This is a genomic window from Paenibacillus sp. 481, assembly GCF_021223605.1.
Taxonomy (GTDB): domain Bacteria; phylum Bacillota; class Bacilli; order Paenibacillales; family Paenibacillaceae; genus Paenibacillus_B.
Window position 1 is genome coordinate 979,305 of the sequence record NZ_CP075175.1, and the last position, 14,492, is coordinate 993,796.

Annotated in this window: 11 protein-coding genes; 2 read left to right on the plus strand and 9 right to left on the minus strand. The window is 46.9% G+C overall.

Going from position 1 to position 14,492, the window contains the following annotated elements; genetic code table 11:
- Positions 1-62: 62 nt before the first annotated feature.
- The 4 genes from hisS to KIK04_RS04075 all read right to left on the minus strand — a co-directional run bounded on the left by hisS (position 63) and on the right by KIK04_RS04075 (position 5,095).
- The gene (gene hisS / locus KIK04_RS04060) at positions 63-1,313 is read right to left on the minus strand and encodes a histidine--tRNA ligase (RefSeq protein ID WP_232278589.1); all 1,251 of its coding nucleotides are present in this window, start codon (positions 1,311-1,313) and stop codon (positions 63-65) included.
- 717 nt (positions 1,314-2,030) lie between these two features.
- Complete coding sequence (locus KIK04_RS04065) at positions 2,031-2,180, minus strand: hypothetical protein (protein WP_232277051.1); 150 nt, start codon at positions 2,178-2,180, stop codon at positions 2,031-2,033.
- Between the two features lie 93 nt (positions 2,181-2,273).
- Positions 2,274-2,717, minus strand: a complete 444-nt coding sequence (gene dtd / locus KIK04_RS04070) for a D-aminoacyl-tRNA deacylase (RefSeq protein ID WP_232277052.1) — start codon at positions 2,715-2,717, stop codon at positions 2,274-2,276.
- Positions 2,718-2,905: 188 nt separating this feature from the next.
- Positions 2,906-5,095 carry a RelA/SpoT family protein gene (locus KIK04_RS04075; protein ID WP_232277053.1) on the minus strand — a complete coding sequence of 730 codons (2,190 nt, stop codon included), beginning with the start codon at positions 5,093-5,095 and terminating at the stop codon, positions 2,906-2,908.
- Between the two features lie 306 nt (positions 5,096-5,401).
- Between KIK04_RS04075 and uraA the strand changes: the two genes are divergently transcribed.
- Entirely contained in the window at positions 5,402-6,670 is a 1,269-nt protein-coding gene (gene uraA, locus KIK04_RS04080) for a uracil permease (RefSeq protein ID WP_232277054.1), read from the plus strand.
- A gap of 132 nt (positions 6,671-6,802) precedes the next feature.
- Here uraA and KIK04_RS04085 read toward each other — a convergent pair whose 3' ends face one another.
- The 5 genes from KIK04_RS04085 to KIK04_RS04105 form a co-directional block, all read right to left on the minus strand.
- Complete coding sequence (locus tag KIK04_RS04085; protein ID WP_232277055.1) at positions 6,803-7,315, minus strand: adenine phosphoribosyltransferase; 513 nt, start codon at positions 7,313-7,315, stop codon at positions 6,803-6,805.
- Between the two features lie 13 nt (positions 7,316-7,328).
- Positions 7,329-9,758 (minus strand): single-stranded-DNA-specific exonuclease RecJ, encoded by a 2,430-nt coding sequence (recJ, locus tag KIK04_RS04090; RefSeq protein ID WP_232277056.1) that lies wholly within the window; start codon positions 9,756-9,758, stop codon positions 7,329-7,331.
- A gap of 270 nt (positions 9,759-10,028) precedes the next feature.
- Positions 10,029-10,937, minus strand: a complete 909-nt coding sequence (gene secF, locus KIK04_RS04095) for a protein translocase subunit SecF (protein ID WP_232277057.1) — start codon at positions 10,935-10,937, stop codon at positions 10,029-10,031.
- Positions 10,927-12,195: a protein translocase subunit SecD gene (gene secD, locus KIK04_RS04100; RefSeq protein ID WP_232277058.1), complete on the minus strand. Its 1,269-nt coding sequence runs from the start codon at positions 12,193-12,195 to the stop codon at positions 10,927-10,929. The genes secF and secD overlap by 11 nt, the downstream gene beginning before the upstream one ends.
- A gap of 216 nt (positions 12,196-12,411) precedes the next feature.
- A complete protein-coding gene (locus tag KIK04_RS04105; RefSeq protein WP_232277059.1) occupies positions 12,412-12,663 on the minus strand; it encodes a post-transcriptional regulator in 252 nt (83 codons plus the stop codon).
- Positions 12,664-12,882: 219 nt separating this feature from the next.
- On the opposite strand from KIK04_RS04105, the gene spoVB reads away from it, so the two are divergent.
- Positions 12,883-14,484, plus strand: coding sequence for a stage V sporulation protein B (spoVB, locus tag KIK04_RS04110; protein ID WP_442951134.1), 1,602 nt, complete (start codon positions 12,883-12,885; stop codon positions 14,482-14,484).
- The last annotated feature ends 8 nt before the right edge of the window (positions 14,485-14,492 follow it).

Genomic DNA, 14,492 nt, shown 5'->3' on the forward strand with positions numbered 1-14,492 from the left:
CCTTAACCTCTGTGTACAGAGTTAGCATAAGTTAACCAATTGTCAGCATACAGTCGCTAAGCTTAGCCCTGCTTTACCGCCTGTGCCAGCTCTTCCAGCTTCACAAAACGCTGCTCACCCGTTGCCAGGTCCTTGAGCGCAATTTCACCACGCGCCAACTCATCGTCGCCGAGAATTGCGGCAAAGCGTGCTTGCATGCGGTCAGCCGATTTCATTTGCGCCTTCATTTTGCGGCATTGGTAATCCTTCTCGGCTACAACGCCCGCTGTACGCAAATTAAAGAGCAGCTTCGTCACTTCGTCCTCTGCTTGCTCACCAAGCGCAATCAAATAAATATCCAATGGCGGTTGGTTGTTCGCATTAACACCTTGCTTTTCAAGTAGCAGCGCAATGCGCTCCATACCGATACCAAAGCCGATACCTGGCTGGTCTGGTCCGCCAATTGCCGACACAAGGCCGTTATAGCGACCGCCGCCACCGATTGTATCGATAGCGCCAATGCCTTGCGCTTTATACTCAAATGCTGTGTGCGTGTAATAATCCAAACCACGCACGAGGCGGGAGTTCACTTCGTATTCCACGCCCATCGCATCCAAATGCTGCTTCACTTTTGTAAAGTGAGTCGTGCACTCTTCATCCAAGCTATCCAAAATAGATGGCGCACCACCGAATTTATCCTGATCCACTTTGCAGTCAAGCACGCGCAACGGATTGCGTTCCATACGGGATTGGCAATCTTTGCACAACGTTTCCTTCATCGGCATCAAGAAGTCTAGCAAAGTTTGACGGTATGATGCACGTACATCCGCATTACCGATGGAGTTAATTTCAACACGAACACCGCTCAAGCCAACTTCTTTCATAAACAAGTAGCCAAGTGCGATTACTTCTGCATCAATGCTCGGGTCTGTAGCGCCAAACGCTTCCACGCCAAATTGATGGAATTGACGCTGGCGGCCTGCTTGCGGACGCTCGTAGCGAAACATCGGACCAATGTAGTACAACTTGGAAATGTCCGGTTCGCCGTACAATTTGTTCTCCACATAGGCGCGTACGACACCAGCCGTTCCTTCTGGACGAAGGGTCATGCTGCGCTCGCCGCGATCAAGAAACGTATACATCTCTTTTTCCACAACGTCTGTCGTCTCACCTACACCGCGTTTGAACAGTTCTGTCTGTTCAAAGATTGGTGTGCGGATTTCTTTATAATTGAAGCGTCGGCTCAAGTCGCGCGCCTTCTGCTCGACAGTCTGCCACGTTTCTACCGTGCCTGGCAGTAAGTCTTGTGTTCCTGTCGGTTTTTGAAATGCCATCATGCTCATCCTCCTTAACAAATAAAAAACTCCCGTCCCGCGAAACAAGTTCGCTAAGGGACGAGAGATCGTTAGTAATCACCCGTGGTGCCACCCACATTCCGCAATGCTTGCTATGCATCACTCTAGAACACCATATAGGCGGTTCATCAAGTCACATAAAAGCTCAAGCTTTGCGCTTCAGTTGCGTGTAACGTACGCCTTACGCCGTTCGGCTACTGCGTTACCATATAAAAGCCCATACCTACTAATCGGCATGACGATTACGGTTCGCCGTCGGTTCTCGAGGATGTCATTCACTCGTCCATCGCAAAAGCCCTTCCAGCCATAGGGACTTCTCTCTGCATACGTGGGGCAAGTTACTTCTTCCCGTCATCAAATCACAATATATCAATCACAAATTAGGATTCATGTAAGCAAATCCTTTAAGGAATATAAAGAATATTGTAAGGATCTCACGCCATAAAGTCAAGAACAAGGATATGCAAATAATGTGCAAATCGTACACAAAACAAAAAACCTACATCAGAAATGTAGGTTCAAATAAAAGTATATTTTAAAAAAGGGGGTCATGCCAATTATTATAGGCAACAAACATTAAAGAAACATGAAGCGCATATTACAAACAGATTACGAAAAAGAAAGCGTTTCAAAAAGACACTGTTATGCATTTATCCTTTAACGCATTTATCCGTACATCTATCCCGCTTCTCGCATTCATGTACGCGCTTGTCCCTTCCATCCTTCACGGCGACTATTCTGCTCCTGCACCGTTTCAACACCTGCCATCGCAATCGCCTCACGAAACGATTGCGCAGATGCCACTTGACCGTACTGCACACTTAACTGCTGCAACGATTGCCGCATACGATAATCACTCCTTGCCCCCGACACGTACACTTGTACTCCGTCATGCCGTCATGGGATAGTTGATTGTAGTATGCATCGTTTAACGTCATTTTAACCCTGGCTATCCAGCGTAATCGTAACCGGTCCCCAATTCGTTAGAGAGACGTCCATCATTGCACCAAAACGTCCTGTTTCAACGTGCAGTCCATGCGCACGCAGCTTGTCATTAAACTGCTCGTACAGCTTCTCTGCCTGTTCTGGTCGGGCAGCAGCCATAAAGTTAGGCCGCTTTCCTTTGCGGCAATCGCCATATAACGTAAATTGAGACACCGACAAAATGTGTCCCCCAATGTCCTGTACGGACAAGTTCATTTTTTCAGACTCGTCTTCGAAAATGCGCAAGCCTGCTACCTTATCAGCTAGCCAAGTGACGTCCCGCTCTGTATCCTCATGTGTCACGCCAACGAGCAGCATGAGACCTTTTTCAATTTGACCTACCGTCTCTTCGTTTACTGTGACCTGCGCTCGCTTGCATCGCTGTACGATAACTCGCATAAAGCGATCGCCCCCTTTGCTAAATGGTTATTTGATTACAAAAGCTCAAAAATGACCACAACAGTCCCTACGTGTTCATGAATGTTTATAAGTTCCCTGTAAATACCTAGCGCAAATGCCTGACGTAAATATCTGATAATTCCTAGTAAGTACCTAGTAGATGCCTATATAAAAAAAGGAACAGCGAATTATTGCATAATTCGCTGCACCGTATACACGTCTTTCACGCGCTTTATTTTTTCCACGACCGACTGTAAATGTTCGGTGTTGCGGATGAGTATCGTCATATGAATAAGTGCCAGCTTGTTGCGGTCAGAACGACCTGACACAGCCGCAATATTCGTCTTGCTCTCGGATACAGCCTGTAACACCTCATTTAAGAAGCCACGTCGATCCATACCTGTTATTTCAATATCGACGCTATAATTCGCCTCAATCGCTTCTTCCCAAGCGACCTCGATGAGACGCTCTGCCTCTTCACCTTCCGTCGTCGTAGGCAAGTTCAAACAATCGTCGCGGTGAACAGAAACTCCCCGACCGCGTGTCACGTAACCGACAATCACATCACCTGGCACCGGATTGCAACAGCGGGCGAAACGAACGAGCAAGTTGTCGATTCCACGAACACGAACGCCGTTCGTCGGACGCGATTTGCGCTCCGAATCCTTCTTCACTTCTTTGATTTCATTCGTCAATTGAAGCTGATTCGCTTCTTCCGCTTCCTTGCGAAGCTTCTCCGTCAGCCGCGTGCAAATTTGCGCAGCGGTAATACCGCTAAAGCCAATCGCAGCCATCATATCTTCTACATCGTTGAATGTGAACTTCTTGGCTACTTCTTGCAGCTTATCTTCCGACAACCATGCAGATGGTTCAAGTCCAAGTCGCTTTAGCTCACGCTCCAACATTTCGCGACCTTTTTGCACGTTCTCTTCACGCTTTTCCTTCTTAAACCACTGTTTAATTTTGGAGCGTGCATGGGAAGATTGTGCGATCTTAATCCAGTCAGGACTAGGGCCGTACGAATGTTTGGAAGTCAAAATCTCAACAATGTCGCCTGTTTTGAGCTTATGATCCAGCGGAACAATCCGACCGTTCACCTTAGCGCCAATCGTGCGGTTTCCGACCTCTGTATGAATACGGAACGCAAAATCCAACGGGACGGAGCCTGCTGGCAGCTCGATGACTTCTCCCTTTGGCGTGAATACAAACACAAGATCAGAGAAGAAGTCCATTTTGAGCATTTCCATAAACTCGGATGCATCTTTCGTTTCTTGCTGCAAATCAAGAATACCACGCAAGAAGGTCATCTTGTCTTCAAAGCTACCAGCCGCAGCACTTGCAGCAGCGTGACCGTCCTTATACACCCAGTGCGCCGCGATACCATACTCCGCTGTACGATGCATGTCCCAAGTGCGGATTTGCACTTCTGTCGGCTCCCCAGTCGGTCCAATAACCGTCGTGTGAAGGGACTGGTACATGTTCGTTTTCGGCATGGCAATATAATCTTTAAAGCGACCTGGCATCGGTTTCCACAACGTGTGGATAATGCCCAAAGTCGCATAGCAATCTTTAATGTTCTCGACAATGATGCGAATCGCAAGCAAATCGTAAATTTCGTTAAACTGCTTGTTTTTCATCGACATTTTCTTATACACACTGTAAATGTGCTTCGGACGACCAGACAAATCGGCGTTAATGCCCATCTCATCCAGCTTTTCCTTGATGCTGTCGCTAACGTCGGTAATGTACTGTTCGCGCTCTGCCCGCTTTTTGTGCATCAGATTAGCGATCCGGTAATACTGCTGCGGGTTCAAGTAACGAAGCGCGATGTCTTCCATTTCCCACTTGATCGCGGAAATACCGAGTCGATGTGCAATCGGACAAAAAATTTCCAACGTCTCATATGCGATACGACGCTGGCTTTCTTCCGATTGATACTTCAGCGTACGCATATTGTGCAGCCGGTCTGCAAGCTTAATCACGATCACACGAATGTCGTTAGCCATAGCGACGAACATTTTACGATAGTTCTCGTTCTGTTGCTCTTCCTTCGAACGGAACTGCATGCGTTCCAACTTCGTCAAACCGTCGACGAGCATGGCAATGGTATCGCCAAACTTGGCCCTTATCTCTTCCAGTGTAATGGAAGTGTCCTCCACCACATCATGCAGCAGCGCAGCAACAATAGACGTCGGGTCCATTTGCATTTCGACGACCATATCCGCTACAGCTAGCGGATGTAATATATACGGTTCTCCAGACTTTCGCACTTGGCCAGAATGAGCCTGTTCCGCAAAAAGATACGCGTCATGAATGCGTTGTAAGTCGGGCTCTTTAATATAACTCGATGCTTTCTTTAATAATTGCTCGATGCCCATAGGACTCGCTCCGGTTCCTTTCTTTCATCTTGGGTATACCCCTAGACTACAGATTATCCTATCATTATGCCTTTGAACCGTGTCTCTCGTCAATGGCATTTCCGACGAAACGTCCACTCTTCGTGTCAATTGTTGTCGAATTACATCACTTTTCGTTTGTTATAAAAAGAAAAATGTCGTTTTTTCGAGAAACAGATAAAAATATGGTTGATAAAACGGGTCGGTCGCGTGTAAATTATATAGTTAGGTTTGAGACTTCGACTCGTCACTAATAAAATTCCCTATTTATGAAGGAGTGTATTCGCTTTGCAACGCGAAATTCAAGTACACGAGAAGCCCGGCTTCATGCCCGGCCTGCTGTTGAGCGTCCAGCATTTGTTTGCGATGTTTGGCTCTACTGTACTCGTACCTAATTTGTTCAATGTTGACCCGGCAATCGTACTGTTAATGAACGGGCTAGGCACGCTGTTCTACCTCGTATTGTGCCGCGGTCTCATTCCGGCTTACCTCGGTTCCAGCTTTGCATTTATTTCTCCAGTTATGGTCGTCTTGGCAGGTCAAACAGATAATTACGCGCAGGCACTAGGCGGATTTATTGTAACAGGTATCATTTTTATAGCGGTCGCACTCCTTGTAAAATGGGTCGGCACAAGCTGGTTAGACGCATTGTTCCCTCCAGCAGCGATGGGTGCCATCGTTGCAGTTATCGGGCTTGAACTTGTACCTATCGCAGCAAATATGTCCGGTTTTATCCCAGCATCACCAGGCGCACCGCTTAATTCAACTAGCATTATGCTTTCTGTCCTTACATTAGGTGTTACGATTATCGGTACCGTTATGTTTCGCGGGTTCTTCAAAATTATTCCTGTGCTTATCGGAATCGTAACCGGTTACGTCGCTGCCGTGCTTATGGGTGTCGTTAACCTTAGCAGCATTTCAGAAGCAAACTTTATCGCCTTGCCAACAATCATATATCCAGAGTGGAATATTACGGCGATTGCCATTATTGTTCCAGCGGCACTTGTCGTTGTCGTCGAGCATATCGGCCATCTCATGGTAACAAGCAATATCGTCGGAAAAGACTTATCCAAAGATCCGGGATTACATCGTTCCTTACTCGGAAACGGAATTTCAACCGTTATATCCGGTTTTGTTGGTTCAACTCCGAATACGACATATGGCGAAAATATCGGCGTTATGGCTCTAACGCGCGTGTACTCCGTATTTGTAGTCGGCGGAGCAGCCGTAATCGCTATTTTGCTGTCATTCTTCGGCAAAGTGTCCGCTCTTATTTCCAGTATTCCGGTGCCTGTTATGGGCGGCGTATCCTTGCTGCTATTCGGTGTTATCGCGGCTTCCGGTCTACGCGTGCTGGTGGACGCTAAAGTTGATTTTGGCAAGCCAAAAAACTTGCTGCTTACGACGCTCGTCATCGTGGTCGGCATTAGCGGCGCTTCGCTGAAGCTTGGCGCAGTTGAGCTGAGAGGAATGGCGCTTGCGACGGTACTCGCCATCGTGTTGAATTTGTTCTTTATCGTCATTGAGAAGCTTGGCTTATCCAACGAGAAGGCGTAGTCCTCTTATAAGTCCATTCAGTCTTGTATAGACTTCCTATAGACTCTTATAAGTATATCCATCTTAAACTAAAACCCCTTGCTACCGAACAATCGCATTGTTCGTGTAGCAAGGGGTTTCATGTATTTGCTATTAGTATGTTACTAACGAGAATGTGTCAATGCCATCGAGCTTCTCACGGCCATTCAAGTAGCTAAGCTCGATCAAGAATACAGCGCCGACAACTTCACCGCCCAATTGGCGAATCAAATCGATCGAAGTAGCAATCGTGCCACCTGTTGCTAACAAATCGTCAGCGATCAATACTTTTTGCCCTGGTTGAATCGCATCTTTATGCATAGCCAGACGGTCTTTACCGTATTCCAAGTCATAAGCTGCCTCGATTGTGTCACCAGGAAGCTTTCCGCTCTTACGAATAGGAGCAAAGCCTGCGCCGATTGACAATGCCAAAGGAGCACCTACAACGAATCCACGTGCTTCTGGACCCGCCACGATGTCGATTTGCTTGTCTTTGATAAGTTCCTTCATTGCATCAATGGAAGCTTGATAAGCAACTGGATCTTTCAGTAATGTCGTAATATCTTTAAAACGGATTCCCGGTTGCGGGAAATCAGGAACGACGCGAATATATTGTTTAAAATCCATGGTTAATATCCTCCTAGTTTGTAGCGCGATGCGCAGGCGCTTCCCATAACGACCATAGCCACGTTGCCAACGATTCCGTAGAGCTGTCATACCAACGATGTTCCCATGAATAAGCCATAGCCCAATCTTGATAGCGCTGCGATGCGTCAAGAGATGTTTTTTGTGGTTGTAGTACCATTTGGTATGTCTTTTCGTTGTGTGAACGCGTGCAAGTAACAAATTGCAGTTCTTCGAACACATCTAACAATAGTAAAAATTCACGCGGTGACATGCGACAACGAGACGACATGGACTGAATAAAAGTAGCATCGCTCTTCCATTCCTGTAGTCTCCGCAACTCACCAAAGATCGCTTTAATACGGTCACGATTCGGTTCCAGCAGTCGTCCACCTTCAGGCTGCCGTGGCAGTGTAACGTGAACACGTTCTGTCTGGCTAAACTGTTGTGCAATACGCTTTGCCTCATCTAATGACGGCGGTATACCGCATATAATTAAGTCGGTCACAGCGGCAGAAAGCTGCTCCTCTAAACTATCGTCTGCATCCCATACACGTTGAGCTGGTCTTGCAACAGGACCAGTTATCTCATCACTGTACAGCCACACGAACGGCTCGGCAGCGAATACGCCTGCTTGCTCGCGTGTCATCAGCAGCGCACAGCGGTTTGGTTCGGCCATGCGCCGTGCCTGCTCCACTGCCGTTTTCAAGGCGTCTTGAGCGCCGCGCAAATCGAACAGTTGTTGATGAGCAATGTGCATATCTTGCAGCATAAGCTGTGCTTTACGGTTTCCGTTCCATTCATTAATGGACAGTTCTCCTAGAACATCTACCACAGACGACAAAGCGATACGCTCTGACCATGCTCCACGTTGAAAAGCCACCGCATCCAATGTAGCACGGTCTTGGGCTAACATCAACTTTAAATGTTGTCCATCTTTGCCCATTGTGCGTTTATCTTGCACAATTGCCCCTCGAATAACGATGCGTGGACTCGGATTACCCATCCCGAACGGCGCCAATCTTCCGAGCTGCTCAATGACATCTAGCGGAACTTCTGACATACTACACTCCGCGTCGACTTCTATACGTGGAACATAATGCTCCGCGGTTAATGTTCGTTGAGCAATTTCGTTGAGCTGTGCTTCTAGTTGAAGAAGCTGATCGCGATGCAATGTCATTCCAGCCGCAGCCTGATGGCCACCGAAATGTTCGAACAAGTCCGAGCATTCCGTCATCGCTTCATATAAGTCAAAGCCAGCTATCGAGCGAGCCGAACCTTTACACTTCCCGGTTTCAGCATCGATCCCGAGCACAAAAGTCGGCCGGTAGTAGCGCTCCAAAATTTTGGACGCCACGATGCCGATTACACCTACGTTCCAGCCTTCTGCGGCTAACACGATAACGTCAGGTACTCCTTGTTGCTCGATTTTAGCTTGCAACTGCGCTTCCGCTTCTTTAACGATCGTTTCCACGATTTTTTGCCGCTCGCGGTTTAACCGATCCAACTCCTCTGCACACGTGCGAGCAGTTGCAGCATCATTTGTCGTCAGTAACTCGACGGCAATGTTTGCATGATCGAGTCGGCCGCTTGCGTTAATACGCGGAGCCATCGAAAAAGCAATATGCGTAGATGTCAATTCGCTTAAATTAACATTTCCGATTTCAAGCAGCGCGCGGATGCCCGCATAGCGCGATTGTTTCATATGTTCGAGCGCAGCACGCACGATAATCCGATTTTCGTCGACAAGCGGCATCAAATCGGCAACCGTACCGATAGCTGCAAGTTCAAGTAGCTCTTCGGGCAATCTTCCCAGCAACGCATGTGCCAGCTTAAACGCAACGCCTACGCCCGCTAATCCTTTAAACGGATACGTGCAGTACGACAGCTTCGGATTCACTATGACGTATGCTTCAGGCAAGTGCTCAGGTGGTTCATGATGATCGGTTACGACCACGTCGATGCCGAGTTCGCGGGCATAAGCAATTTGTTCTACCGCACTTATTCCCGTATCGACCGTGATTATAAGGTTAGTCCCACACGACTTCGCATCATCAATAGCAGCATTATTCAATCCGTATCCCTCTTTAGATCGATGAGGAATATAGTAATCAAACTTTGCACCAAGCATACGCATGAGATGTATCATGAGCGATGTGCTTGATACGCCGTCAGCATCGTAATCTCCATAGATGCGAATATGTTCCTGCTCTGCAATGGCAGTCTGAATTCGCGCTACAGCAGATTCCATTCCAGCCAGCAAATACGGATCGTGCAGCTCATTTGTATCCGCGTATAAAAAGCGATGCACTTGATCCTTATCTCGTATACCGCGCACGACTAACATTTTTGCAAGCAAAGGCGAGATGTTAGCCTGCTCAGCAAGCTGCTGGGCAACGGTATCTGACGACTCAGCGCAAATCCATCGCGTTCGTGGTTGAAGCATCGCCCTCACCCTCTCCTTCTCGCACATTCACGATATCGTATTTATTCCATTCCATGTACAAACACAGACGTTAAATATCCGCAGCCCCATTACAGCGACATTGCAGCCATAGCGCAGACACATTGCGGCAACACAATCATTTGTTTCCCATTTATGAGCTTAGATAAACACGTGAAAACCGCGTCACGATGGACGCGGCTTGTTCACTCTATAAACATCAGTGTTGGACTTACCAATTGCAAATGCCAATTGGACCAACAAATGAGTTCATTATTGAGCTTCTTGTGTTTTCGCTTTTGGCTTTCCTAGCTTCTCTTTGCTCTTTAATACAACCCACAATGGGCTCGCAATAAAGATCGAAGAGTATGCACCGAACGCCAAGCCAATAATAATCGCAAGTGAGAACATACTGATGGACTCGCTACCGAAGATGTACAAGCACAACGCTGCAATAAGTACGGTCAGTACCGTATTAATGGAGCGTGTCAGCGTCTGATAAATACTCTCATTAACGAGCTTCGCAATGTCGCCAATGTTTTTAATTTTAGCAAAACGCAAGTTCTCACGAATTCGGTCAAAAATAACGATTGTATCGTTAATCGAGTAACCGATAATCGTCAAGATCGCAATAATAAACGGCAAGTTGACTTCCAAACGGAAGATCGAGAACACGCTAATAACGAGAAATGCATCATGCAGCAATGCGGTGACAGCCGCGATCGCAAAGCGCCATTCAAAGCGAATGCTCACGTAAATGATGATCCCGATGCTGGCAATGAACACCGAAATAATCGCATTACGCTGCATTTCACGAGCAATCTCAACGTCAACTGTACTCACTTCAAATGAGGCACCTGCATCCAGCTTTTTAAAATCCTCTTTCAGCCGGCTCTCATTCTCTTCAGATAACACTTCTGTGAAACGAATATTCATCCGCTCACTACCTGACGTAACTACAGGTGGTTTGTCTAGTTTGTATGAGCTAATCAATTCTTCAACTTTAGCTATGTCCACTTGCTTCGTCAACTTAATATCTGCATTCGTTCCTGAACGGAAATCGACACCATAGTTAAGACCGAAAATAGCCAATGATGCGATACCTAGCAACGTAATGATGATAGATGTGATAAAGAAATATCTGCTCGTCTTTACAAAATCGAACGTTCCTTTAAAGCGCACGGATGTCACTCTCCTTTACGCCGTAATAGCTAGGCTTGTTCAATAATTTCGATTTGGCAAGCAAGAAGAGCAACAAGCGGGACAAGAATATGTTCGTGAAAATACTTACGACAACCGTCATCATTAAGCTCAAGGCAAAGCCTTTAACTTGGCTTTCACCCATGAAGTACATAACAGCGCCTGCAATGAACGTTGTAACGTTCGCATCCATAATGGTGCGGAAGGAGTGCTTTGCACCTGCTTTAAGAGCGGACGAAATCGACTTCCCGCTACGCAATTCGTCCTTAATCCGTTCATACGTAATGATATTGGCATCGACCGCCATACCCATACCGAGAATAAATGCCGCAATACCCGGCAACGTAAGCGTAAATCCCGCTAACCAGTACACAATAAGCAATATCCACGTAAACAAAATCAAAGTGAAGCTAGCTACGATGCCTGGAAGACGATAAACCACGAGCATAAAGAGCAAAATAAGCGCTGTTCCGATCAGACCCGCTTGTACCGTTTGATTCAACGACAATTGGCCTAATGTTGCAGCTACACTTTGCGAATATTTCTCAGTCAACTTCAACGGCAAAGAACCTAAGTTAATCGTGTCGCGCAAATTGTTTGCTTCTTCAGTTGATTCTTGACCTGTAATCGTCGCTTCATTTGATGCAATTTGAAAACTAACCGCCGGTGTGGAGATTACATTTTCGTCCATGTAAATCGCCAAAATGTTACGACCTTCTGGCATCAAGTTAGCAAGACGCTGTGTAATCTCAGCAAACTTGTTCGCATCTTTGAGCTTAATAGCTACAACGGGCTTGCGCAGTTCGTCAAACTGAACGCTTGCACCGCCTTCAACGAAGTCCGTTCCTTGTAGTTCGACCTTACAATAGTCTGTAGGTGTTTTACAGCCATCAGAGCTGCGGAACGTAAGTACCGCTGGTTCTTTCAGACTTTTCCGTACTTCTGCTTCATTCGCTACGCCAGCAATTTTAACCCGAATCCGATTGCTGCCCTCAATTAAAATTTCCGGCTCGCTTGTACCTGTAGCGTTAATCCGCTTCTCTAAGCTCTTTGCGGTCTGTTTCATCGCCTGTGGCGTAATCTGTCCGCCTTTGTCTAGTGGCGAAGCTTCATATAAAATCTCGAAGCCGCCCTTCAAGTCGAGCCCGAGACGAATGTTGTTGACGATCGTAGGGCTTGTCCATACAAATATCCCAAGCGATACGGCAACGATGAGCAAGAATGCTAACACTCTTTTCATATCGTCCCTATTCCCCTTTCATTTGTCAATATTCCTATTATATCGACCGTCAAAATTCGAGTCAATTTAACTTCATCATAAATGAGTCTGATGACTCACCTAGAAATGCTCTTTATTACCGTCTTATTCATGCTACATCCTGATCTTAAACGATTCCCCTTTTGATAACTAATCTTTAAAAAAATACCTTATTAGGACGTTAAAAAAGAGTCCCTCCTAAAAGGGAGACCCACGATAAGCCGCAATCGTAACGTAATTCATAAATTGGTTCGCTTTTAACGATAGAATATCGTTCACGAGGCGATGAATAGCTGGCTCTCCATCTTTTTTATATTTCGATCGCACACATTCCCACACATCTGGGCCTGTTACCTGTTCGTAGCCAATTAACCGAAACTCCTCCGCCTTGCTTTCACAAAGCAGCTCAATATTTTCTACATGCTCTTGTTCGGTCCATAGCTCTGGCATTACGTTCTCTCCTTTCATACAGCACTTCATCTATTCGCGATTAGCCCCCTATTTTCCTGCTTGAGTTCAACTACAATCATTAAAATGTTTTGTCCTATGCTTTGTTCAATGGACGAGTAATGGATCTTGGACAACTGCATATGTATGAATAAGAACGTATGCCTAAGACAAGTTCCTATTTGAAGCCCGTTTTTATTGAAAAAAAGAAGGGGGATGCATGTGAGCAAACAATCATTTTTGCAAGGTACGCTTATCTTGCTAGCTGCAGGCATCATTAATCGCATATTAGGCTTTATCCCCCGCATTACTCTTCCACGCATTATTGGTGCAGAAGGAGTTGGCATTTACCAGCTCGGTTATCCATTTCTGCTCGTCATTATTACCATTATAACAGGTGGCATACCGCTTGCGGTGTCCAAGCTCATTGCGGAGGCCGATTCAACAGGCGATGATGCACGCGTTCGGCGTATTCTTTGGTCTGCCTTGAAAATGACAACAAGTGCGGCCATTGGCCTATCTGCTGTATGCCTGCTGCTTGCACCATGGATTACGACGCATGTGCTGACAGATACACGAGTGTATTACACGTTTATCGTCATGACACCGATCATCGTGATTGTCGCGGTGTCCGCCGTGTTACGCGGCTATTTTCAAGGTAAGCATAATATGATCCCGACCGCCGCCTCGCAAGTGACCGAGACGCTAATCCGTATCGTAACCGTGATTGGCTTTGCTTACATGCTACTGCCATATGGCCTCGATTGGGCAGCAGCAGGCGCCATGCTTGGCGTCGTGATCGGAGAACTCGGCGGCTTAATCGTGCTGATGCTTGAAATGCGTTCAGCTCACAAGCATGACAATAAACAGCAGCCTGCATCATATCCGCTTGCTTCATCCCCAGCTGCGCCAACAGCGACTACAAAGCCAATTCAACAGGCGAACTCCGAATGGCGCAACCTGCTCCGGATTGCTGTTCCGGTAACAGGGGGCAAATTGATCGGTTCATTATCTTACTTATTTGAATCGATCGCGATTGCGCGCAGCTTAGCAGCCGCTGGTGTCATAACAGCCGTAGCAACAGCTCAATACGGAGCACTACAAGGCATGATCATACCGATATTACTGCTACCAGGTGCGCTTACTTACTCCTTGGCCGTATCGCTTGTCCCCTCGCTCTCGGAGGCGCATGGACGGCAAGATATGCACACGATTCATAAACGCATGCATCAGGCGCTTCGTCTAGCACTCGTGTGCGGCGCACCGTTCGCCGTCGTCATGTATGTGCTAGCAGTGCCACTATGTGCCTTGCTATACAACGATGTTACGTACGCGCCCATGTTGAAATGGATGGCGCCCGTCGCGATATTTATTTATTTGCAAGCCCCGCTGCAAGCCGCATTGCAAGCATTAGATCGACCTGGAACAGCGCTCGTCAACACGTTTATTGGGGCTGCGTTAAAGCTTGTGTTAATCGTACAGCTCGCATCACTGCCTCAATTCGGCATAACGGGAGCCATCATCGCGATTAACGTTAATATCGCCATTGTCACGATTTTGCACGGATATAGTGTGATTCGCACAATTAAGTTACATTTGCCTTGGCTCGATTTCATTAAAGTCGCTACGGCCATGATCATTACGGCAGGCTCGATTCAGGCCACCTATGCCCATCTTCCTGTTGGCGATGGCCACCTTCTATTACGCTTCACTGTTGCCTGTGGAGTAGCCGTCGTTGTGTACATCAGCTTGCTCACGGTGATGAAACTTATCGATCGCCACGATATGGTGCGAATCCCCATACTTGGCCGCTGGTTCAATTGAGCCTTGCA

What these genes read in the sequence shown, in the direction of transcription:
- KIK04_RS04075 (WP_232277053.1), bottom strand. Translation starts at nt 5,095, where the DNA reads ATGGGCATCGAGCAATTATTAAAGAAAGCATCGAGTTATATTAAAGAG.
- KIK04_RS04065 (WP_232277051.1), bottom strand. Translation starts at nt 2,180, where the DNA reads ATGCGGCAATCGTTGCAGCAGTTAAGTGTGCAGTACGGTCAAGTGGCA.
- dtd (WP_232277052.1), bottom strand. Translation starts at nt 2,717, where the DNA reads ATGCGAGTTATCGTACAGCGATGCAAGCGAGCGCAGGTCACAGTAAAC.
- recJ (WP_232277056.1), bottom strand. Translation starts at nt 9,758, where the DNA reads ATGCTTCAACCACGAACGCGATGGATTTGCGCTGAGTCGTCAGATACC.
- secD (WP_232277058.1), bottom strand. Translation starts at nt 12,195, where the DNA reads ATGAAAAGAGTGTTAGCATTCTTGCTCATCGTTGCCGTATCGCTTGGG.
- KIK04_RS04085 (WP_232277055.1), bottom strand. Translation starts at nt 7,315, where the DNA reads ATGGATTTTAAACAATATATTCGCGTCGTTCCTGATTTCCCGCAACCG.
- KIK04_RS04105 (WP_232277059.1), bottom strand. Translation starts at nt 12,663, where the DNA reads ATGCCAGAGCTATGGACCGAACAAGAGCATGTAGAAAATATTGAGCTG.
- hisS (WP_232278589.1), bottom strand. Translation starts at nt 1,313, where the DNA reads ATGGCATTTCAAAAACCGACAGGAACACAAGACTTACTGCCAGGCACG.